Below are 21,512 nucleotides of genomic sequence, written 5' to 3'. Positions count from 1 at the left end.
GCACGCCCGTCAGGCCGATGCGCCGTAGGCCTGCATGCCCTTGCTGAACCTCAGGTAGCGGAAGCGACTGTCCTGGAGTACGGCCTTGAGCTCCGGGCTGACAAAGCAGTCTCGTCCGTCCAGCAGCATCATCCTGAGCCCGTCCAGAGGCAGGTCATCCATGTCCCGGGATCCGAAGCCGTGTCCCACCTTGAGACGCACGTGGGTGTCGATCTCCCGCTTCGACACGGGATCGAACAAAACGGCGGGCCAATAGCTCACGCGCTCGACGTCAAGCGCTCTGTCGACGGCGGCCGAGAAGTGACTCACGTCGTGCGATCGGCCAAGGTAGTCGATCATCGCGGCGACCGCGCGCGTCGCATGACCCTGCCCCCGCCCCTCGGTCGTCAGCACGTAGGCAATCCAGCAGGTGTCCTGCCATCCGGTCGTCGCCTGGACGTAGCCGATCAAGCGCCCGTCGTCGCGCCGGATCATCCAGTTGAACCACAGCTCATCGCCGTCGGGCGACTGGCCCTTCGCACGGCGCGCGTAGGCCTCGCGCAACCATTGAAGCGTGGGCGGCGCGTCCTCATTGAGGAACTCGTAGATCGACGGATCGGCCAGCACCGCGTGCATCTCTTCAGCGTGCTCGACGGAGACAGGCTCGAGGCGAAGTGGCAGCGCGTCCAGCGCGGGGAAGGGAGTCATGTCCCAGGACCTCACAACCGCAAGCCGAGCCAGATGACCGTCTTCGTCGATGCGGCCACGACCGGCGTCAGCAACTTGACCCACAGCGAGCCTTCTCCGAGTTCATCGGCGAAGGCATCGCAATGCTCCCGCTCCTCGGCCACGATGGCGCCGATGGCGTTGACCGCTGCGTCGTCCTTTCCTTGCAGGCAGGCGACCTGGGCGTCGAGATGCGTCAGCACGACCCGCTCGACGGCGACTGTGGTCGCCGCGATCGCCCGGCGGCCGAGCAACCCGGTCACGAGACCCAGCACGAAGCCGCCGAGGGCGCACGGCCAGTAGCTGCGGCATCGCGGTCGTCCTCGTCGCTGCAGCTCGCCCCAGAAGATCGCCCGGTGACCCTCTTCATGCGCCTTGAATTCGCGGAGCGCGGGGAGCATCGAGGGGGCCGTGAGGCGCGCCATCAGGATCTGTCCCGCATAGATGTGCACGGCGCCGTGTTCGCCCGCATGGTTGACCTTCAGGAAGCGATCGCCGAGCGTTTCGCCGTCGCGCAAGGAGACAACAGTGAGATCCATCCGACGAGTGTCGCGCACGCCCGGTGATGCCGTCATGCGCGGTTTCTCCAGGGGCTGGACGGCTCGCATCGCCGCGTAACATCCGATGAGTCCCTGTTCGATCACGCCTCATGACCGCCTTCACCACCGCCGCCTTCGACGATCCCAAGCCGGGTCTGGCCGCATTGGTCGAGGCCGGTCTCGACCAGCACAACGAGGCCTTCGGCGATCACGGCGCCTTCGACGGACAGCGCGGGCTGTCGAGCGCCGCATACGACGCTGGCGGCCGCGTGATCGGCGGCGCAATCGGGCGCACGCTCGGCCGCTGCTGCGAACTCAAGCAGCTCTGGGTCGATGCCGCGCACCGTCATGCCGGCGTCGGCGGCGCCGTCGTCCGCGCCTTCGAGCAGCGCGCGATCGAGCGCGGCTGCGACACGTTCTACCTGAGCACCTTCAGCTTCCAGGCCCGCCCGTTCTACGAGCGCCTCGGCTACGTCGTCCAGCTGGAGATCCCCGGCCACGGCGTGGCGGGCTCGAAGTTCTTCATGGTGAAGAAGCTCCCCGGCTGATCGCCTCGGCGTCGCGGCCGCCGGACATGGGCGGCATGGCCTGCGCGCCGGCGGCCGGGCACGTACCTTGCCGCCTTCCCGGCATGAACACCCCGACCCGTACCGTCCATCTCTACCTCTTCGAGGGCTTCGCCGACTGGGAGGCCGCCTACGCGGTCGCGGGCATCAACACGCCCGAATTCCAGAAGACGCCCGGCGACTGGCAGGTGAAGACCGTCGCCGCCGCCGGCGCCAACCTGACGCGCTCGATGGGCGGCCTGTCGGTGATGCCCGACATCCGCCTGTCGACGCTGTTCCCCGACGACAGCGAGTTGCTGATCCTTCCCGGCGGCGCGGGCTGGGACAAGGGCGAGCACATGGAAGCGGCGAAGAAGGCCAAGGAATTCCTCGATGCCGGCAAGCGTGTCGCCGCGATCTGCGGCGCCACGGCGGGCCTCGCGCGCCTCGGCGTGCTTGACGACCGGCAGCACACGAGCAATGCCTTGTCCTATCTGAAGGGCGTCGAGGAATACGCCGGCAGCGACCGCTACGTCGACGAGCCCGTCGTGTCGGACCGCGGCCTGCTCACCGCAGGCGGCATGTCGGCGCTGGACTTCGCGCGAGCGATCTTCGACACGCTCGACATCTACGAGCCCGACACGCTCGAGGCCTGGTATCAGCTCAACAGGACCGGCAAGTCGGCGTACTTCGCGAAGATGGCGCAGGCGGCCGAAGGGCGCTGAGGCGGCTCAGGCGCCCTTGGCCGCCGTGACGATGCCCTGCCCCGCCGCCCACGCGCCGATGTCGTCGCGCCGGATCGCCGCGGCCATCAGGCCCGGGAAGGCGTCCGGCGTGCAGGCGAACGACGGCACGCCCAGTGCCGCCAGCTTGGCCGCGAGCGCGCGGTCGTAGGCCGGCGCGCCCTCGTCGCTGAGCGCGAGCAAGGCCACGCATTGCACGCCGCTCTCGACCAGGGACGCCGCGCGGCGCAGCAGTTGCGGCTCGACACCGCCTTCGTACAGATCCGAGATCAGCACGAAGATCGTGTTGCGCGGCTCGCGAATCAGCGATTGGCAATACGCCACCGCGCCGTTGATGTCGGTGCCGCCGCCCAGTTGGACGCCGAACAGCAGATCGACCGGATCGTCGAGCTGCTCGGTCATGTCGACGACCGCCGTGTCGAAGACGACCAGCTTCGTGCTCACCGCCGGCAGCGACGCGAGCACCGCGCCGAAGATGCTCGAGTACACGACCGAGTTCGCCATCGACCCGCTCTGGTCGATGCACAGCACCACCTCGCGCTGCGGGCGCCGCGCCTTGCGACCGTAGCCGTGCAACGTCTCGGGGATCACGGTGCGGAGCTCCGGCTGCCAGTGACGCAGGTTCGCGCGGATCGTGCGGTGCCAGTCGATCTCCGGGAGGCGCGGCCGGCGGTTGCGCTGGCTGCGGTCGAGCGCGCCGGTCACGGCCGCGCGCATCGGTTCCTCGAGGCGCTTCATCAACTCGTCGACGACCTGACGCACGACGCGGCGCGCGGTGTCCTTCGTCCCCGCCGGGATCACCCGCGACAGGGCCATGAGGTTCGCGACCAGATGCACGTCGGGCTGCACGCCTTGCAGCATCTCGGGCTGCAGCAGCATGTCGCGCAGATTCAACCGTTCCAGCGCGTCCTTCTGCATCACCTGCACGACGGAACTCGGGAAGTACTTCCGGATGTCGCCCAGCCAGCGCGCCACGCGCGGCGCCGAGTTGCCGCGACCGCCGCGGCGGTCGTCACCCAGGCCGCCGCCGTCGCCGTACAGCGCGCTCAGCGCCTGGTCCATCTCCATCGCATCGCCGCCCAAGGCGCCGCAGCTCTCCTCGGCTTCGCCGCCGAGCACCAGGCGCCAGCGGCGCAGGCGATCCGCATCGCTCGTACTCATGCGTCCACTCCCAGCATCAGTCGCAGCAACGGCAGCGGAAGCGCCGCGCGCGCTTCGTCCCATTCCGCCGAGGCCATCACGGCGCCCGCACCGCCGCCATTGCGCGCCGCGCGTTGACCGAGGTCGCGTCGTTCGCCCGCATCGAAGTGCGCGAAGGTGCGCCGCACCAGCGGCAGCACGCGGATGAAGTGCTCGTCGTCGAGTCCGCTCAGCCACGCATCGACCAGCGGCCAGACGCCGTCGTGATGCAGCAGCACGACGGCGTTGCGGTTGAGGAAGCCGTCCAGCCACGCGGCCGCCTTGGCCGGCTCCGCCGCGCGCGACAGCTGCAGCGAGATCGCCGTGCCCGCGTCGTCCGCCGTGATCAGGCCGTCGTCCAGCAGCAGCCGCGTGCACAGGCCGCGCAGCAGCGCGTGCGCGCCTTCGCGGCCGGCCAGTTGCGCGATGGCGGCGCGCCATTGCGTCGAGGGCTCGGACTGGCGGCCCGGGTCGCGCAGCCGCACCGCCGCCTGCGCGCCGAGGAGCCGGTCGCGGACCTGCTCCGACGCGGCCTCGTCCAGCGAATCGCCCATCAGCGGCAGGCTGATCGCCGCGCGCGTCACGAGGCCGTCGAAGACATCGCCCACCATCGCCGCGTCGGTCTGACGCACGTTGCCGTAGCGGAAGACATTGGCCAGCGGCGGCAACGCGCCCAGCAGCTGGTCGGCGTCGCCCGTCACCGCAGCGTGGTCGTGCAGCGCGCGCGAGGCGATCGTCACCGCGTCCGGCAGGTCGGCGAGCAGCACGCGATCGACGAGCTCCGCCAGCGCGGCCAAGGTCGCCGATTGTCCGCAGCGCTCGGCCACCGCGGTCGTCGCGGCGTGTGCGACCGACTGGCCCCAACGGCTCGCCTCGATCAGGCGCAGCGCGAACTCCGGCTGCCATTGCAGCGTCCAGATCTCATGGAAGGTCCCGCGCGAGGACTTGCCCGTGCGCGCGATCTCGCCCCACGGCAGGTCGATCAGTCGCAGTCGATGCAGCAGATGGCTGCGCGCCAGATCGTTGGGCTGGCGCAGGTCGAGGTCCAGCGTCTTCTGCGTCGCCTCGGGCTTCATGCGCAGCGACTTCTGCAGCTGTTCCAGATCGCGCTGCAGCGGCACCGTGGGCACGTCGGCCGGCACGCTGCCCAGTCGATCGCCGATGACCAGCTCATCGCGGATGAAGCCGAGCACGGCGTCGTCGCCCAGCGTCATGACCGTGCGCGTCGCCTCGTGCAGTTCGTCCAGGCCCGGCGCGGGCCGCTGCCGCAGCGCGGCCAGCGTGTCGGCGAGACGGGTGGCCTCGATCAGATGGGCGGAGGAACAGTCCAGGTCACGCTCGCGCATCAGTCGCGCCACGCGCGCCAGCCAGCCGATCGCGCGGGGACGGCGCTCGCCGTCAAGCCCGCTCAGCCATAGATGTTCGTACCAGCCCGGAGACTGGATGCCCGCGCCGTAGCCACTCGCGCGCGCGAGGTGCCGGTAGGTCCACGGTACCCAGGTGCTCGTGACCTTGAGCTTGGGGAGTCCTTTGAGCAGCGCCTGGTCGGCCTTCGCGGTGACCTCGGCCTGGAGGCCCCCCAGGTGCCAGGCGCCGCAGACGACGGCCATGCGCTCGAAGCCCTCCTTGCGCGCCGCGCGGATGCACTGGCGCATGTGGGCCTCGCGCATCGCCTCGCGGCGGGCGCGCGGCGTCCGGGGATCGAGGGTCTCGTCGTCGCCGGACTCGGCGCGCAGCGTCGTCATCGCCTCGGAGATCGCGGCGAAGAGGTCCTCGCCGTCGCCACGCTCCTCGACCATGTGGTTCCACCAGGTCTCGCCATCGGCGTAGCCCGCCGCGCGCGCAAGCCAATCCAGCGGATCGCCGCGACGCGCCGTGCGCTCGGCCGGCGCTTCCGTTGCTTCGTCCCTCGGTGGTTCGGATGCCTCGGGCGCCCCGGATGCCTGGGGCGAATCCAAGGTCTCCGAGGATTCCCCTTCGGCGGGTTCAGGCGCCTCTGGCCCCTGCGCGGCCTCTTCTTCCCTCGCCTTCTCCAACGCGAGCGAGATTCCGACCGGCAGATCGATGAAGCGCACCGGCACGCCCGCGAGCCCGGCCCAGCGCAAGGCCTGCCACTCCGGCGAGAAGCTCGCGAACGGGTGGTAGACCGCGCGGCCGGACTCCTCCACGCCGTGCGTCAGCAGCGCCACCGGCGGTGCCATCGCGGGATCGAGCACGGCGGCGACGAGGCCGTCCGCCTCGGGCGGACCTTCGATCAGCACGCAGTCGGGCTTCAGCGCCTCGAACGCGGCCAGCAGGCTGCGCGCGCAGCCCGGACCGTGGTGCCGCACGCCGAAGTAATGGACCGGATCGCTCATGGCCGCTCGTGAAGAGTCAGGGGCTCGGGAATGAGGAATGGAAGCCGGGGGCTCAGGACTGCTCGCGGCAGGCGCGGTAGAGGTCCTTCCACTCGGTGCGTTCCTTGACGACCGTCTCGAGGTATTCGTTCCAGACGACCTGGTCCTGCACGGGATCCTTGACGATCGCGCCGAGCAGGCCGGACGCCACGTCGCGCGGCCGCAGCACGCCGTCGCCGAAGTGCCCGGCCAGCGCCATGCCGCTGTTGATCACGGAGATGGCCTCCGCCGTCGACAGCGTGCCGCTGGGCGACTTCAGCTGCGTCTTGCCGTCCTCGGTCCTGCCGTTGCGCAGCTCGCGGAAGATCTGGACGATGCGGCGCACTTCCTTGAGCGCCGGCGGTTCGGCGGGCAGCTGCAGCGCGACGCCCAGTTCGGCCACGCGCTTGACGACGATGGACACCTCGGCGTCCTCGCTCGCCGGCACGGGCAGCACGACCGTGTTGAAGCGGCGCTTGAGCGCGGCGGACAACTCGTTGACGCCCTTGTCGCGGTTGTTGGCGGTGGCGATCACGCTGAAGCCGCGCGTGGCCTGCACCTCCGAGCCGAGCTCGGGCACGGGCAGGGTCTTCTCCGACAGCACGGTGATCAGGCAGTCCTGCACGTCCGCGGGGATGCGCGTGAGTTCCTCGATGCGCGCGATCTTGCCGTCGCGCATCGCCTTCATCATGGGACTGGGCACCAGCGCCGCCTCGCTCGGGCCGTTGGCCAGCAGCTGCGCGTAGTTCCAGCCGTAGCGCAGCTGCTCCTCGCCGGTGCCGGCGGTGCCCTGGATCAGCAGCGTCGAATCACCGCTGACCGCCGCCGACAGGTGTTCCGACACCCACGACTTCGCGGTGCCCGGCACGCCGTAGAGCAGCAGCGCGCGGTCGGTCGCGAGCGTGGCGATCGCAATCTCCATCAGCCGCTCGTCGCCGATGTACTTGGCGCTGACCTCGAAGCCGTTCTCCAGCGTGCCGCCCATCAGGTAACGCAGGACGGCCCACGGCGACATCGCCCAGTTCTCCGGACGCGTGTGCGTGTCCTGGCGCTTCAGCTCGGCAAGCTCCTCGGCGAACTGGTGCTCCGCATGACGGCGCAGCAGCTGCGAGGCGGTGGAGGTCTCGGTGGAAGTGGTCATGAGGTCCTCGGGATCGAATCGGAGGGGGTCGCGTGCGGGCGGGCGCTCGACACGGTCGACGGCGTCGCCAGGGCGATCAAGGCGCGACGCAGCGCGGCCGTCTGTGCGACGGCCTGCAGCTGCTCCGCGTGGGCGGCGGTCTCGTCGGCGGCGCGGACGTCGGCCAGCGATGCGTAGGCGGGCAGGCTGTCGGCGTGCACCACCGCGCCGAAATCGACCAGCATCGCGCGGACGGCGTAGTCGTCCTTCAGCGTGCCGGCGCGGGCGCGCGTCAGGAGTTGCTCCGTCAGTGCCTGCGAGAGCTCTGCGCCGAGTGTCTCGCCGCCGCTCGCCGCCGCGATCAGCGCCGACAACGGCAACGAGCCCTGCTGCAGATGCCGCAGCCAGTGGCGCTCGCGACGGGGTTGCGGCAGCCAGTTGAGCGCCTGCGCGGTCTGATGCATCTGCAGCGGGACGTTGGCCTGCGCCGGACTGGCGGCGGACGCCCGCAGGGCGTCAAGGAAGGCTTCGCACCACTCGACGTCGCGCGTCGCGGCGAGAACGTCGAACCAGCCACGCGTCAGGGCGTCGGCCCAGTCGGTCTTGGCGGCCCAGCCGAGCAGCCCGGCGGGCGTCATGGCGGTCGTCGAGGTCCACCAGACCAGCGGGACCTGGCGTACCAACTGATAGAGCCACCAGGCGCGCTCGCCCAGCTTCTCGGAGGGCGGCCGGGCGGCGACGATCTGATCGGGCGACCAGTCGGCGGCCGCAGCCTCCGGCGCGTCGATCACCCAGTGCTGTCGCAGCAGCGCGCGCTCGCGGCGCAGCAGCGGCGAGAGCCGCTCGACGGCTCGGCGCGGATGCGCGGCGTCGGGCAGGCGGAGCAGCAGGTCGAGCGCGACGTCGCGCACTTCGCGGCTGCGATCGGCACGCAAGCGATCGAGCAGCGTCTCGTCGTCCATGCCCAGTCCGACTGCCAGTTGCGCGACCAGATCGGCGCGCTCCTTCGCGGAGAGTTCCGTCAGCGCGGCCTCGAGGCGGCGGCGGCCTGCGGCGGCATCGGCGGCGCGCTCGCGCGCCAGGAACGCGCGGCGCTGCTCCAGCGTGCCCTCGGTCCAGTGCGCCTCGCCGGGCGCATCGCCGCCTGCGCCGGCGGCGTACAACCAGTCCTCGCGCTGACGGGCCAGCCACAGTCCGCGCTCGCCGAGCACCGGCAGCAGCGGGGCACGCAGCGCGACCGAACGTCGTCCGACGTCGAGCGCCAGCGGCAGCAGCATCTCGGGCAGGCGCAGTCCCGCTGCGGCCAGATCCACGAAAGCCTGCTGTTGAAGCCGCCCGGGCGCCTCGGTCAGCGCCCACCGCAACAGCGGGCGCAGCTCACCGGTGACACCCTCGATGCCTTCGATGCGCTCGGGCGCCACGGTCAGGCGATCGACCGCGGCGGCCTCTGGCAGCGGCGTGGTCCAGACGCGGTCCTGCGTACCGGCGGCCTCGCAGGGCGCGATGATGGCCATCGCACGCAAGACATGACCCGCCGGGCTTCCCGTCGCGCCCGCAGTCTCCGCGACCTGCGCCACGAGCTTGCCGATCTCACCCGGCCATTCAGGCAGCACCCCTGACTGTCGATCGGTGCCCACCATCGCGACGGGCAACAGCGGTGTCCAGGCGCTCATGCGGCGCTCCTCGACCAGGCGGGGCCGGTGGTTCCCGACTGCCACGCGGTCAGCGGACGCAGGCCTCGGCCGTCCCATTCACCCATCACCGCGAGCGGGTGACCACCCGCCACGGCCATCAGCGACCACCAGTCGGCGTCACCGACCAGCAGCGGAACGGCTCGGCCGTCCGCGGTGAGATGCGGGCCGGCCTCGGAAGCGACCGGCGTCGCATGCGCGAGCACGACGGGATGCAGCAGCGCAAAGGGATTGGCGGCCACGCGTTCGGCGACGCGCTGCCATTCGTCCTGCCAAGGGTCCTGCCAGGGGTCCTGCCAGGCGCCCGAGCCCCCGAGCCGCGTGGCGCTGGCCGTGCCTTCTGGCTCGGGCGGCGGCGAGGCCTCGGCGATCAGCGCCCGCAACGGTGCGTTGCCGGGATAGAAGGCGAGCGTCAGATCGGCGGCGATGCCGGGCACCCACATGCCCTCGAAACCGCGACCGCCGTGCGTGTGATCGAGCAGCCAGGCGCGCCGGCCTGAGCGTGCGCCTTGCAGCCAGACGCGGCGCTCGTTCAGCCGTCCCTCGCGCTCCTCGACGATCACACCGAGCACGGCCCAGCGATCGGTGACGCGTTCGCCGGTGGCGATCACCTCCGCCTGGTCGAGCGGCCAGCCGCAGACGGTGCGCAGATCCGCCTGGACGGGTTCGGGCAGCGCCGCGCGGCGGGCGAGGCCCTCGCAGGCGAGCTGCAGCAGCCCGAGCCGCGAGAGTGTCCGTTCCGGCCAGTCGGCGCCGACGCGCCAGCCCTCCGCGGCGGCGACGATGCGCTGGCCAAGACCAGGCGCCTGGGCATCGACCATCCGCGCCGCCATCGTGCGCCAGCCGCGGATCGCGGCATCGTCGAGCGCGCCGAGGCCGCGACCGGCCTGATCGCCGAGCCAGCGCTGCAATTCGGAAGCGGCGTCCTCGATGCGGCGCCAACGCTGCGACTCGCGCCTGAGCGCGGTGTCGGGGTCGGCCAGCACCGATGCGGCCTGCGCGGGATCGACGCCGTCGGCGATCTGCGCGGCGCGTTCGGCGGCGCGCTCGACGGCCTGCTGGTCGCGCTCCTCCTTCTTCTGCGCGCGTTCGCCGCGCGAGGCGATCCACTCGGAGACCCAGGCGGGCTGCTCACCGGCGGTGAAGCGTGAGGCGTCCTGCGCCCGCAGCATCAGCAGCGCGAGGCCATGCTTGCAGGGGAACTTGCGACTGGGACAGGAGCAGCGGAAGGCCGGTCCGTTGAGGTCGACCTGTGTCTGGTACGGCTTGGACCCGCTGCCCTGGCATTCGCCCCACACGGCGGTGTCATCGGCGCCGAGCAACGGCCACTTGGCCGGCGAGGTCAGTCCCCGCGCGGCCTTCGCCGATGCCTCGTCCGGCGCCAGCGCCAGCACGCCCTCCATGGTCAGCGACATGCTGGCCCGCTCCCTGGTCGAATCGTTGTGGGTGAGTTTGGAGGCGAGTCTAGCCGGAGCGGATGACTGCCTCAGGCATCGATACGCAGCGATGCCATGCGGCGCACGACGACGCGGGCGCAGGAACTCAAGGCTGAGTCTTGAATGCCTCAAGCTGCTTGATCCGCAATTGCGCGTGATCGCGCATGCAGCCGAGGTACTGGAGGTTGCGGATCGAGCCCTCGGACCACAGGTCGAGCACCGCCTTGCAATCGGCCTCGCGGAATTTCACCCACAGGCGCTGCGCGGCGACGAGGCTGTCCTTCGGCTTCGCGGGCTTGGCGCCGCCCACCTTTGCCGGCGTCTCCGTCAGCACTCGGCGATAGACGTCGTTGAGCTGCTTCTCGACCTGCTGCTGCTCCTGCGCGGCGCAGTCGTTCATGTCGACGGTGCTCACGGCGTTCGCGCAGTCGAGCGCATGGGCGGAGGATGCTGCGCACATCGCCAGTGCCGCGAAGGCAAGTCGCCGCGCGATGGCGCGGTCCAGGCGGAAATCGTTGCTCGTCATGTTGGCTCCTCGAACTTGTAGGTCAATGCGATTCCAAAGGCAGCGTGGATCCGATCCGGGTCCGCGACGGAGGCCACGTGGATGACGATCAGTTCATCCACAGGCTCCACTGGGTGACTGGCGCATCGGATCGCGAAGTCGAAGACGTCGCTCAGTGGCTGATCGTCGTGCCAGGTCGTCATGACGAACGCATTCGCCGGCACATCGCCGCCATCGAATCTCGCGATGTTGGGCCAGTCCATCGCATCGTCCCAACTGCCCGCTGCCACGCCCCACGCCATCGCATAGAGGCATCCACCGAACACGAGCCAATCGCTGATGCGATTCTGCTGGCTGGCGGTCACGGCGACCTCGGCCACGATCACGGCGCGGAACGGCGCGCGCGCCGCGAGCACGGGCAATGCCGCGTCTGGTTCGACGTGGATGTAGATCGGCAATCGGTTAACAACCGGAAGATCACGCATGTGCATCGCCGTTTCGCGCTGTTTCATTTCTGCTTGCGGAGCGATGACCTTCGACATCGGCTTTTCCTGAAGCGGATGACTAGAGTCCCTCATCACTCTCCGATGCGACTTTGCCATGCCCGCTGACGCCATTGCGACCCGTACTTACTTCGAGCATTTCGGTGTCGTCCCCGACCCGGATCGCTTCATCGACAAGCCGGTCAAGTTGCGCGACGACGGTGCCGTGCAATGCGCCGAACTCGTGAAGCAACTCGCCGGTGCGCCACGTACTCAGCCGGACAATTGGCAGAAGGGAATGGCGTTGACAGCCGCCGTCGTCGCGACGCTCACCGCCGGCACCCCGATCGCTTCGGGTTGGGACGCACGCGGGTTCTATCCGAACAACAATTCGGGCCAGCACGCAGGCCTGTTCGGCAAGCCAGTTCTTGAGAACGGTGTCGTCGTCGGCTTTACGATCATCGAGCAGTACCGCGGTCTGCAGTTCATCCAGGAGCGCAAGGTCTACTTCGATCCTGTCGCTCGCAAGCAGAGGAACGACTATCTGCATCGCGGCTCCGCCTACGCAACGATCCAATGGTGACCATGTCCTTGCCCAGAACCGCAGTCGCACTCCTTCTCGCACTCGCCTGCCTGCAGGTCTACGCCAAGCCGGAGCCGTTCAGTTGCCCCGCCGAGTGGGCCTCCACCAAGCAAGAGGCCGCGGAGGTCCCCGAAGGCTTCACGGCGTCACGCGAGGTGCCTCAGGCGAAACACGATCTCGGCGGCTTCCGCATCAACCAGGGCCCCATCGAAGAGCATCAAGGCGCCATCTACGACGACGTGAAGACCCGGCGCGACGCCAAAGGCGGTGTCACCGAAACGCTGATCTGGAACGTCTCGACGCTGGATCGCCCGCTCGCGATCTGCAGCTACATCGGTACCCGGCTCGTGCTGACGCGACCGCTCGCCGGCTATGCCCAGTGCACGGCCACCATGCGCAAGGACCCTGGCGCCATGATGACGATCCGCTCCGTCGACTGCCGCTGAACGGCCGATCGGCATTCCTTTCGGTCATCGCGACCGCGCGTTTAGCAACGCCGGCGCAACGCCATCGCCCCGACCTCTCGCCCCTCGGTTCAGGGGCCCGTCCTATCGGCCTTAGGGATATCGCTCGCGTCGCGCGTGGCTAGGCTCTCAGTCTTCCTCGAGGCGACCGTCCGGCCGGATGCGCCGCGCTCGGGAACACTCCTGAGGAGCCCGCCATGGCCAAGACCGACAAGCTCGCCAAATCGGCGAAGCCCGACAAGACGAAGAAAGCCGTCAAAGTGAAGAAGAGCGACAAGGCCCCCGACACGACCAACATCAGCGTGGTGCCCATCGCGCCGCAAGGCAAGATCTGCAAGCCCTTCCTGCTGGAGGTGATGGTCTTCAGCCCGGAGTCGGGCTTCAAGTTCAAGGTCATAGTCGAGCGCTCCTGCACCCCGACCGCCGACCCGATCTGGAAGCTGGTCTTCGACCTGTACAAGATCGTCGACGACAAGGAAGTGCAGATCGTCCACGTCTCCTATACCGCCGGCACGCCCGTGGAAAGCCAGGCCGTGGCCACCATGGCGCGCGACGGCGTCAAGCCGGAACAGGCCTCGGTCCTCGTCCAGGAAGTACACCCCGCCGCCCGCGCCGTCGCCGGCAAGACCACGCCCCCGACGGACGAGCAGAAGGCAGCCCTGCACGGCGCCATGGCCGACGTGCTCAAGATCGAGTTCTGAGCACGTCCATGCGACGGCGTCTCTCCCCGCCGCGGCGTCGGCTGCTGGGCGGCGTGGTCGCGCTGGCCACGTCCGCCGGCCTGACGCCGCTCGCTTGGTGCGCGGAGCCGCCGCCCCTGTCGATCGAGTTCAACGGACCGCCAGGCGCATCGAGCCGTCTGGCCGCGCCGGGTACGCTGCCGCGTGCGGCCGCTCCGGATCTGCGCGTCCGCTACGTCCGCATCAAGAGCCGCTGGGCCGATGCATCGACCCTGCCCATCGCCCCATGCGATGTGCTGACGAACGACAGGATCTCGGCCGCGATGAACGCGCTCCGGCAGCAGATCGGCACCGGCCCCGCCGCGACCGGTGTGCTCGGCCAGCAAGGCCAGGCCGAAGTGCTTTTCATCGGCGTCGAGTACGACGTGTCTCCCGGCCGCGGCGACGAGTGCCCGGGAGGAGGACCGACCGCCGGCGTCACGCTGGAGCCGTACCACGTGCGCGTCGACCTCGCGCGACTGGGCGACAACGTGCTGCCGATCCCGCGCGCCGGCACGGCCTCGCTGTACGACCAGGTGCCCACGGCGTTGCGCCGCTTCGATCCTCAGGTCGGCGCCGGCTACGACGAGGCCTTCGGCCCCACCGTCACCGCGTCCGTGCGGATGCCGCTGCCGCTGTCGGACGCGGCGAGGTCGCCGATGGGCCTGAGCCTGCGCCACGAGCAGTCGACCCGCAGTGACTTCCATCGCAGCGAGGGGCGGCTGGAGTACCGCCATCAACCGGCCCCGCGCGATCCGCAAGACGTCGTTCAGGAGTTCCGCGTCTTCGCCAACGCGATCGACCGGCGCGAGCCGGTGCTCGACGGCGAACTGCAGCGCAGCGCAGGAGAAGCGGGGCTCGGCGTCACGATGAAACCGGCGATCGGCGTGCGGGTGGCACTTGACGGCTCCTGGCAGGCGGGGCGGGACGAGACCTCGCTCGCGAATGGCATGGACACCCGCACCGACACGCGCCGCCTGACCGCGCGCGTGCTCACGGAGTGGATGGTCCCGCGCGCCGAAGGTGTGCTGCGCGCTGGCCTGTGGGCCGAGCGCGTGCGGCCTGACGGTGTCGCGTCGCTCGCGCGCTGGTCGGCGCGGATCGGTTATGCGCGCGAGTTCTCGCTGGGCAGCGGACCGACCTGGGGACTCGAGGTGATGGCCGGCGCCGGCCGCGTGTCCGATCGCGCGCCGGCGGCGGAGCGCTTCTACGGCGGCGGCGCGAAAGGGCAGTTCCTGTACGACGGCCTGGGCAGTGCCGCGCTGAGCCGCGCGCCGGACGGACCGTTGCTGCGCAGCGCGGGGCAAGGCCAGGCGGGACTGCCCGGTCAGCGCGGCGGCACGCGGTACTGGCACCTCAACGCGCAGGTCGCCGTCCCGATCAAGGCCTGGTCTTCGCCGCTGATCCCGGACGAACGCGTGGACCTGGGTGACACGGACAGCAGCGGCCAGCCCATGCCACCCATCCCGTTGAAGACCTTGCTCGGCAATCAGCTCGATGTGAGCGGCCCGTCGATGCTGGTCGCGACGCTCGTCGCGCAAGGCAAGTCGAGCGAAGAGGCGAAACGCGAGGCGGACGCGGCCTTCGACGAGGTCCGTCCCGCCGCGCATTTCGTCATCGACAAGGCCAGCCTCCATGCCGTGCGTCCGTTGCTGCTGATGGACGTCGCCGGCCTGTCCGACGGGGCGGGCCAGTTCAGCGCGCGATGGGTTGCTGTCGGCGTTGGCGTCGGCATGACCGTCGTGACGGCGCGGCTGGAAGGCGGCGTGATGCGCACGGTCAGCGGCCCCGCCATCCCGGGCGGCCGCAACGCGGCCTTCCTGCGGCTGGTGTTCCAGAACCTGTTCTGAGCGCCCGCTTCAGGGCAGGCGCGCCAGCGCTTCCAAATACCGCGGCGCGAGCATCAATTCATCCCACGTCAGCGGCGCGGATTGCGGCACCAGCGCGGCGCGGCGGGCTTCGCTGTCGATCGCCGGCGACCACGTGCCCTTCGCCTGCGCGTCGGCCAGACCGTCGAGTAGTTCGTCGATCGCGCGGCCGCCCTGCTCCAGGCTCTGGTTGCACAGCAGCACCAGGTCGCAGCCCGCGCCCAACGCCGCCAGCGCCGCCTCGGTGTAGCCCACCGGACGGCCTTCGATCACGCGCGCCGCGGCCATGCCGAGGTCGTCGCTGAACACGGCGCCGGCAAAGCCCAGGCGGTCGCGCAGGATGTCCTGCAGCCAGCGCTGGCTGAAGCCCGCCGGCCGGCTGTCCACCTTGCGGTAGATCACGTGCGCCGGCATCACCGCGGACAGGCTCAGGCTCAGCCATTCGAAGGGGCGGACGTCTTCGGCCAGGATCGCCTTCAGCGAGCGCGTGTCCACCGGCACACCCACGTGCGAATCGACGCTCACCGCGCCATGTCCGGGGAAGTGCTTGCCGCAACTGCCCATCCCCGCCAGGGCCAGGCCTTGCATCAGGCTCTGCGCCAGCAGGCTGACGACGCGCGGGTCGCTGTGGAAACTGCGAGAGCCGATCACCGGGCTGATCGACTGCCGGCCCTCATCCTGGTGGTCGAGGTCCAGCACCGGTGCGAAGCTCATGTCGACACCGCAGGCCCGGAGTTCCAGCGCCAGAACGAGGCCGGTCGCCGTCGCCGCCTGGATCGCCCGCATCGCGTCGTCCATCCACAGCTCGCCGAGCGCGCGCATCGCCGGCAGCGCCGTGAAGCCGTCCGTGCGGAAGCGCTGGACCCGGCCGCCCTCCTGGTCCACCGCGATCAGCAGATCGGGGCGGATGGACTTCGCCTCGGCGCACAGCGACGTCAGCTGCGCGCGATTCTCGAAGTGGCGCGCGAACAGGATCATCCCGCCGGTCAGCGGATGCGCCAGGCGGCGACGGTCGTCCGCCGTCAGCGTCGTGCCGGCGATGTCCAGGATCACGGGGGAATGCAGGTGCTCGGTCATTGGCTGTCTCTCTCGTTGTCTCTCGTTGTCTCTCGTCGGTCGCGCGCCATCGCGTGTTCAGGCGCGTTCAGATATCGCTGGGATCAATCCCGGGTCTCGACGACGACGAACGCCGTCGCATAGTCGGTCTCGTCGCTCACGCTGACATGCGCGCTCAAGCCCTTGGCCTCGAACCACTCGGCCAGTGCGCCGTGCAGCTGGATGCCCGGCTTGCCGCTGCGCGCCTTGACGATCTCGCAGGCGCGCCACGTCATCGGCATCCGCATGCCCATGCCGATCGCCTTCGAGAACGCCTCCTTGGCCGAGAAGCGCGTCGCCAGGTAGGCGATGCCGCGTGCCTCGACCTTGGCGTAGCGCTCGCGGAACACTTCCATCTCGTGCGGGCCCAACACCTTCTCGGCGAAGCGCACGCCGCGCCGTTGGAAGGTCTCCCGGATGCGCCGGATGTCGCAGACGTCCGTGCCGATGCCGTAGATCATCGCGACCCTTTCATGCGCAGCGCGTGCGCGCTTGGTGCCCGCTGTGTGGGCGTTGCGTGCTGAAATGCAATCAGACGTACGCGCGCTGGATGCAGCGCTGGTAGTCGCGCACCGCCTCGGTGTAGCCGAGCTCCAGCGCGTCCGCGATCAGCGCGTGGCCGATCGAGACCTCCGCCACGCCCGGCACCTCGCGCAGGAAGCGCGTCAGGTTGTCGCGGTTCAGGTCGTGGCCGGCGTTGATGCCCAGGCCCTGCGCCAGCGCCGCGCGCGCCGTGGCGGCGAAGGCGGCGACCACCTCGGTCTCCCGCGGCGTGCCGAAGGCGCTCGCCCAGGTCTCGGTGTAGAGCTCGATGCGATCCGCGCCCACGGCGGCCACGTGGATCATCGCTTCCGGCAGCGGGTCCATGAACAGGCTCACCCGCACGCCCAGCGACTTGCACTCGGCGATCATCGGACGCAGCCGCTCGGCATCGGCCGGCAGGTTCCAGCCGTGGTCCGAAGTGAACTGGTCCTCGCCGTCCGGCACGAAGGTCGCCTGGTGCGGCCTCACCTCGCGGATGAAGTCCATCAGGTTCTGCGTCGGGTTGCCCTCGATGTTGTACTCGGCCTGCGGCCAGGCCTTCATCAGCGCGGCCAGCTCGCGCACGTCGTCGGCGCGGATGTGGCGCGCGTCGGGCCGCGGATGCACGGTGATGCCCTGCGCGCCGGCCTCCAGGCACAGTTGCGCCGCGCGCGTCACGCTGGGGATGCCCAGGTGCCGGGTGTTGCGCAGCAGCGCGACCTTGTTGACGTTGACCGAGAGCGCGCATCGCGCGTCGTGGCGGCCGGATTCGGGAGCGATCAGCGGGTTCATGTGAGCAGCTTCTGGACGTCGAGCAGCACTTGCCGCGTCCGCAATGGACGATGCCCGAGATGATAGTGAAGCAACGCGCGCGACAGCGGCTTCAGCGCCGGGCCCGCGAATTCGCAGGCCTGCTGCAGCGCCGCCTGGCTGCCGTGCAGCATCGCCGCCTGCAGCTGGATGAAGGCCTGCCCCGTCAATTGCGGCGCGTCATGCGTCGGGACGATCACGCCGGACTCCGGCGCGAGCATGTAGAGCCGCTCCGGATCGAGCGGCGCCTGTGTCGTCGACAGCACGCTCAGGTCGGGCAGCAGGCCGCAGATCGACAGCATCTTCAGCTCGAAGGCCCGCAACGCCGCGTGCGCGTCGTCCACCGAACGCAGTTGCGGCAGCAGCGCCGCATAGGCGTCGAAAAGCTCCGGTTGCGGGTCCTGGCGCGGCAGGAACTTCAGCAGCAGCTCGTTGACGTAGTAGCCGCTGAACAGTGCGGCGCCGCTGGGCAGCGTCTGGCCGCCGACCCACTCCGCGCCGCGCAGCGATTGCACCTCGGCCGCGCCGTCCTCGTTCATCTTCGACGGCTTGGAGAGCGTCACCTGCAGCCGCAGGAAGGGCAACAGCACCGATCTCAGCTGGGAGTACGGCCGCTTCGCACCCTTCGCGACCACCGCCAGCCGGCCGTGCTCGCGGCTGAACAGGTCCAGCACGAGGCTGGTCTCGCTCCAGTCGTAGTGGTGCAAAACAAAAGCCGCCTGCGTCGCGGGCGGCTTCGGGGCGCGTGTGGCCATGCGGGATGTCTGCGGATGTCTTCAGCGACCGCGGAGGCGGATCACTCGTAGCCGTAGCTTCTCAAGTGCTCTTCGGAATCGGCCCAGCCGGACCGGACCTTCACCCAGAGCTCCAGGAACACGCGCGCGTCCCACAGCTTCTCGAGTTCCTGACGCGTCTCGGAGCCGATGCGCTTCAGGCGCTCGCCGCCCTGGCCGATGATCATGCCCTTCTGGGCGTCGCGCTCGACCACGATGGTCGCGGCGATGCGGCGCAGGTTGCCCTCCTCTTCCCAGCGATCGATGATCACCGTGGCTTCGTAGGGCAGCTCGTCGCCGGTCAGCCTGAAGAGCTTCTCGCGGATCATCTCCGCAGCCATGAACTTCTCGCTGCGGTCGGTCAGCGCGTCTTCCTCGTAGAACCATTCCTGGCTCGGCAGGTAGGGCTTCAGGATCTGGAACAGGCGCTGCACGTCCGAGTCCTTCTTGGCCGACAGCGGCACGAACTCGGTGAAGTTGCGGCGCTCCTGCATGCTCTTGAGCCACGGCATCATCTCGGCGCGCCGGGTCACCGCGTCCAGCTTGTTGGCGACCAGCACGACCGGCTTGTTCTGCGGCAACAGCGACAGCACCTTCGCGTCGTCCAGGCCGAAGCGGCCCGCCTCGACGACGAACAGCACCAGGTCCACGTCCGCCAGCACGCCCTGGACCGTGCGGTTCAGGTTGCGGTTCAGCGCGCTGCTGTGCTTGGTCTGGAAACCGGGGGTGTCGACGAAGACGAACTGCGCCTCGTCGACCGTGCGCACGCCCGTGATGCGGTGGCGCGTGGTCTGCGCCTTCTTCGAGGTGATCGACACCTTCTGGCCGACCAGCGCGTTCAGCAGCGTCGACTTGCCGACGTTGGGCCGGCCGACGATCGCGATCAGGCCGCAGCGCAGGTCACCCTCGTACGGCATCGCGCCGATGCCGCCCTGGACCTCCGGCAGCTCCCCGTCCTCTTCACCGTCCTCGCCTTCGTCGTCTCTGTCGATGTCGTCGCCCTCGTCATGGGCGGTGGCGTCGGCGTCGTGGTCCAGCGGCGTGTCGGGGTCGTGCGGGGCGTTCAGATCGGGATCCTCGGAAACAGGGGGAAGGGAAAGAGAAGCATCGGAAAGGGAATCGGTCGGGGACGCCGGCTTCGGCGTCCTCGGAGGCTTCGGTGCGTTCATCGCAGGCTCCGCGTCAGTCGCGCAGGCCGGTGCCGGGCCGATCGCCGGCGAGCAGTTCGTCCAGCACCTGCCGGGCCGCCTCCTGCTCCGCGATCCGGCGCGAGCGGCCCTCGCCGCGGCGCGACAGCGTCAGCGAGGCCACTTCGCATTCGACGGTGAACGTCTGCGCGTGGGCCTGGCCCCGCGTCTCGGCGATGCGATAGGACGGCACCGGCAGCTTGCGCGCCTGGAGCCATTCCTGCAGCGCCGTCTTCGAATCCTTGGCCCACTGCTCGATGCCGCTGGCGGCGATCGTCTCGCCCAGCAGCCCGCGCACGATCTCGCGCGCGGCCTCGTAGCCGCCGTCCAGGAACGCGGCGCCGATCACGGCCTCCAGCGCATCCGCCAGGATGGACGGCCGCTGGCCGCCACCGCCGCGGGCCTCGCCCTCGCTCATCCGCAGCGCCTCCGGCATCTGCAGGATCAGGGCGAGCCGGTGCAGGCTGTCCTCGCGCACCAGGTGCGCGCGGATGCGGGTGAGGTCGCCTTCGTCGGAGCCGGCGAAGCGGTCGAACAGCAGCGCCGACACCGTCAGGTTGAGCACCGCGTCGCCCAGGAACTCCAGCCGCTCGTTGTGCTGCTGGCCGAAGCTGCGGTGCGTCAGCGCGCGCTGCAGCAGACCCGGCTGCTTGAAGCGGTAGCCGAGGCGTTGCTGGAGGGCGTCAAGCGCTTGCGGTGTCATGGACGGTCGTGGACGCGATGGTCGATGCGGTCAGTGGGGTCAGTGCGATTCGCCTTTGTACTTGATCACCAGGAACACCGGGCCGAACAGGGGCACTTCCTTGTCGTAGGCGAAACTGATCTTCACCTTGTCGTCGACCTTGGTGATGATCAGGTCCTTCGGCTCGATGCTGACGATCGAATACTCGATCTGCTTGGTGCGTTCGAACGAGTCGCGCGCCGCCGGCACGGTCGACGGACCGTCCTTGGCGATCTTGTCGATCGCGCGCTGGATCGTGTAGTACTCCATCACGGTCGGCACCACGCGCAGCAGGATCACCGACCCGCCGCCGATGATCACCGCCCAGAACAGCAGTCCCAGCAGGCTGATGCCCCGTTGAATCTTCCGTGCCCTCATCACGTATCGCTCCGGTTGTTGTTGGAACAGAGTAGTCGATCGTTGGCCGGCAGTCCGTGAATCGGTGTGTCAGCCGGTGTATGTCAGCCGCGGTTACTGGATGCTGCCGATGCGCTTCAGGCTGCCGAAGTTCATCCAGACGACGAAGGCGCGGCCCACGATGTTCTCATCCGGCACGAAACCCCAGAAGCGCGAGTCCATCGAGTTGTCCCGGTTGTCGCCCATCATGAAGTAGTGGCCGGCCGGCACCTTGCAGGTCACGCCTTCCAGCGTGTACTTGCAGTTTTCGCTGTACGGGAAGTCGTACTGCTTTCTGATGTTGCCCTGCGACTGCGCATCCACCAGGATCTGGTGCTCGACCGCGCCCAGCTTCTCGGTGAAGCGCGGACGGAAACGCATCGAGTTCGGATCTTCGTCGAAGTACTCGCCTTGCGAGACCGTCTCGATCAGCTTGCCGTTCACGTACAGCTTCTGGTTCAGGTAGGCGATCTCGTCACCGGGCAGGCCGACCGCGCGCTTGATGTAGTCGACGCTGGGGGTCTGCGGGTAGCGGAACACGACCACGTCGCCACGCTGCACGTCGTTGTTGCTGATGATCTTCTTGTTGATCACCGGCAGCCGCACACCGTAGTGGAACTTGTTCACCAGGATCAGGTCGCCGATCAGCAGCGTCGGCACCATCGAGCCGGACGGGATCTTGAACGGCTCGAACATGAACGAGCGCAGCAGGAAGACGATCAGGATCACCGGGAACAGGCCGGCGGTCCAGTCCAGCCACCAGGGCTGGCGCAGGATCTCCTCGCGGGCGCCTTCGACGTCGCCGTCGACGCGCTGGATGCCCTGCGCGGCCAGCGAGGCGCGGCGCTGTTCGTCGTTCTTGGCCAGCCGCTCCGCCGCGCGTTCGCGCGAGGGCTGGAAGTGGAAGCGCTCGGCCAGCCAGTACGCCAGCGTCACCGTGGTCAGGATCAGCAGCAGCAGGGAGAAGTTGCCGTTCCAGTAGCCCTGGTACCAGCCGCCCAGGTAGGCGATCAGGGTCACGTACAGCAACCCGGTCAGTGCGCTCATGGCTTTC

At 69.3% G+C, this 21,512-nt stretch carries 23 protein-coding genes; 6 read left to right on the top strand and 17 right to left on the bottom strand.

Annotated elements, in window-relative coordinates:
* Window positions 1-9: 9 nt before the first annotated feature.
* Complete coding sequence (locus AC07OZ_RS14630) at window positions 10-687, bottom strand: GNAT family N-acetyltransferase (protein ID WP_495467820.1); 678 nt, start codon at window positions 685-687, stop codon at window positions 10-12.
* A gap of 11 nt (window positions 688-698) precedes the next feature.
* A complete protein-coding gene (locus AC07OZ_RS14625; protein WP_495467819.1) occupies window positions 699-1,244 on the bottom strand; it encodes a demethoxyubiquinone hydroxylase family protein in 546 nt (181 codons plus the stop codon).
* A 110-nt stretch (window positions 1,245-1,354) separates the two neighbouring features.
* Here AC07OZ_RS14625 and AC07OZ_RS14620 point away from each other — a divergent pair, with 110 nt between their 5' ends.
* Complete coding sequence (locus tag AC07OZ_RS14620; protein WP_495467818.1) at window positions 1,355-1,792, top strand: GNAT family N-acetyltransferase; 438 nt, start codon at window positions 1,355-1,357, stop codon at window positions 1,790-1,792.
* A gap of 83 nt (window positions 1,793-1,875) precedes the next feature.
* Window positions 1,876-2,514 carry a DJ-1/PfpI family protein gene (locus tag AC07OZ_RS14615; RefSeq protein ID WP_495467817.1) on the top strand — a complete coding sequence of 213 codons (639 nt, stop codon included), beginning with the start codon at window positions 1,876-1,878 and terminating at the stop codon, window positions 2,512-2,514.
* A gap of 6 nt (window positions 2,515-2,520) precedes the next feature.
* On the opposite strand, the gene AC07OZ_RS14610 is transcribed toward AC07OZ_RS14615, so the two are convergent.
* The 7 genes from AC07OZ_RS14610 to AC07OZ_RS14580 all read right to left on the bottom strand — a co-directional run bounded on the left by AC07OZ_RS14610 (window position 2,521) and on the right by AC07OZ_RS14580 (window position 11,380).
* Complete coding sequence (locus AC07OZ_RS14610; RefSeq protein WP_495467816.1) at window positions 2,521-3,693, bottom strand: VWA domain-containing protein; 1,173 nt, start codon at window positions 3,691-3,693, stop codon at window positions 2,521-2,523.
* A complete protein-coding gene (locus AC07OZ_RS14605) occupies window positions 3,690-6,068 on the bottom strand; it encodes a DUF5682 family protein (protein WP_495467815.1) in 2,379 nt (792 codons plus the stop codon). The genes AC07OZ_RS14610 and AC07OZ_RS14605 overlap by 4 nt, the downstream gene beginning before the upstream one ends.
* 52 nt (window positions 6,069-6,120) lie before the next feature.
* A complete protein-coding gene (locus tag AC07OZ_RS14600; RefSeq protein ID WP_495467814.1) occupies window positions 6,121-7,227 on the bottom strand; it encodes an ATP-binding protein in 1,107 nt (368 codons plus the stop codon).
* Complete coding sequence (locus AC07OZ_RS14595; RefSeq protein WP_495467813.1) at window positions 7,224-8,879, bottom strand: DUF5691 domain-containing protein; 1,656 nt, start codon at window positions 8,877-8,879, stop codon at window positions 7,224-7,226. Before AC07OZ_RS14595 ends, AC07OZ_RS14600 begins: the two co-directional genes overlap by 4 nt.
* On the bottom strand, window positions 8,876-10,312 hold the full coding sequence (locus tag AC07OZ_RS14590) for an SWIM zinc finger family protein (RefSeq protein ID WP_495467812.1): 1,437 nt from the start codon (window positions 10,310-10,312) through the stop codon (window positions 8,876-8,878). Before AC07OZ_RS14590 ends, AC07OZ_RS14595 begins: the two co-directional genes overlap by 4 nt.
* 127 nt (window positions 10,313-10,439) lie before the next feature.
* Window positions 10,440-10,859 carry a lysozyme inhibitor LprI family protein gene (locus tag AC07OZ_RS14585; protein ID WP_495467811.1) on the bottom strand — a complete coding sequence of 140 codons (420 nt, stop codon included), beginning with the start codon at window positions 10,857-10,859 and terminating at the stop codon, window positions 10,440-10,442.
* Window positions 10,856-11,380, bottom strand: a complete 525-nt coding sequence (locus AC07OZ_RS14580; RefSeq protein WP_495467810.1) for a DUF7684 family protein — start codon at window positions 11,378-11,380, stop codon at window positions 10,856-10,858. The genes AC07OZ_RS14585 and AC07OZ_RS14580 overlap by 4 nt, the downstream gene beginning before the upstream one ends.
* A gap of 58 nt (window positions 11,381-11,438) precedes the next feature.
* On the opposite strand from AC07OZ_RS14580, the gene AC07OZ_RS14575 reads away from it, so the two are divergent.
* From AC07OZ_RS14575 to AC07OZ_RS14560, 4 genes are all read left to right on the top strand, one after another.
* Window positions 11,439-11,903, top strand: a complete 465-nt coding sequence (locus AC07OZ_RS14575; protein ID WP_495467809.1) for a BPSL0067 family protein — start codon at window positions 11,439-11,441, stop codon at window positions 11,901-11,903.
* Window positions 11,897-12,349, top strand: coding sequence for an STY0301 family protein (locus tag AC07OZ_RS14570; protein ID WP_495467808.1), 453 nt, complete (start codon window positions 11,897-11,899; stop codon window positions 12,347-12,349). Before AC07OZ_RS14575 ends, AC07OZ_RS14570 begins: the two co-directional genes overlap by 7 nt.
* A 215-nt stretch (window positions 12,350-12,564) precedes the next feature.
* Window positions 12,565-13,068, top strand: coding sequence for a hypothetical protein (locus AC07OZ_RS14565; protein ID WP_495467807.1), 504 nt, complete (start codon window positions 12,565-12,567; stop codon window positions 13,066-13,068).
* A gap of 8 nt (window positions 13,069-13,076) precedes the next feature.
* A complete protein-coding gene (locus AC07OZ_RS14560) occupies window positions 13,077-14,936 on the top strand; it encodes a hypothetical protein (RefSeq protein ID WP_495467806.1) in 1,860 nt (619 codons plus the stop codon).
* Between the two features lie 9 nt (window positions 14,937-14,945).
* Here AC07OZ_RS14560 and nagZ read toward each other — a convergent pair whose 3' ends face one another.
* From nagZ to lepB, 8 genes are all read right to left on the bottom strand, one after another.
* Window positions 14,946-16,031 (bottom strand): beta-N-acetylhexosaminidase, encoded by a 1,086-nt coding sequence (gene nagZ, locus AC07OZ_RS14555; RefSeq protein ID WP_495467805.1) that lies wholly within the window; start codon window positions 16,029-16,031, stop codon window positions 14,946-14,948.
* Between the two features lie 83 nt (window positions 16,032-16,114).
* Window positions 16,115-16,510 (bottom strand): holo-ACP synthase, encoded by a 396-nt coding sequence (gene acpS, locus AC07OZ_RS14550; protein ID WP_495467804.1) that lies wholly within the window; start codon window positions 16,508-16,510, stop codon window positions 16,115-16,117.
* A 70-nt stretch (window positions 16,511-16,580) separates the two neighbouring features.
* Window positions 16,581-17,363 (bottom strand): pyridoxine 5'-phosphate synthase, encoded by a 783-nt coding sequence (locus tag AC07OZ_RS14545; RefSeq protein ID WP_495467803.1) that lies wholly within the window; start codon window positions 17,361-17,363, stop codon window positions 16,581-16,583.
* Window positions 17,360-18,136: a DNA repair protein RecO gene (recO, locus tag AC07OZ_RS14540; RefSeq protein WP_495467802.1), complete on the bottom strand. Its 777-nt coding sequence runs from the start codon at window positions 18,134-18,136 to the stop codon at window positions 17,360-17,362. The genes AC07OZ_RS14545 and recO overlap by 4 nt, the downstream gene beginning before the upstream one ends.
* 41 nt (window positions 18,137-18,177) lie before the next feature.
* Window positions 18,178-19,071, bottom strand: coding sequence for a GTPase Era (gene era, locus AC07OZ_RS14535; RefSeq protein ID WP_495467986.1), 894 nt, complete (start codon window positions 19,069-19,071; stop codon window positions 18,178-18,180).
* 265 nt (window positions 19,072-19,336) lie between these two features.
* On the bottom strand, window positions 19,337-20,044 hold the full coding sequence (gene rnc / locus AC07OZ_RS14530; RefSeq protein WP_495467801.1) for a ribonuclease III: 708 nt from the start codon (window positions 20,042-20,044) through the stop codon (window positions 19,337-19,339).
* A gap of 39 nt (window positions 20,045-20,083) precedes the next feature.
* Window positions 20,084-20,440 (bottom strand): DUF4845 domain-containing protein, encoded by a 357-nt coding sequence (locus AC07OZ_RS14525; RefSeq protein ID WP_377157383.1) that lies wholly within the window; start codon window positions 20,438-20,440, stop codon window positions 20,084-20,086.
* A 93-nt stretch (window positions 20,441-20,533) separates the two neighbouring features.
* Window positions 20,534-21,505 (bottom strand): signal peptidase I, encoded by a 972-nt coding sequence (lepB, locus tag AC07OZ_RS14520; RefSeq protein ID WP_495467800.1) that lies wholly within the window; start codon window positions 21,503-21,505, stop codon window positions 20,534-20,536.
* Window positions 21,506-21,512 lie beyond the last annotated feature (7 nt).

It is taken from the genome of Roseateles sp. GW821-FHT09G03, assembly GCF_059416045.1.
Note: the sequence above shows the minus strand (reverse complement) of the source record. Positions and strands in the feature narration are given on the sequence as shown.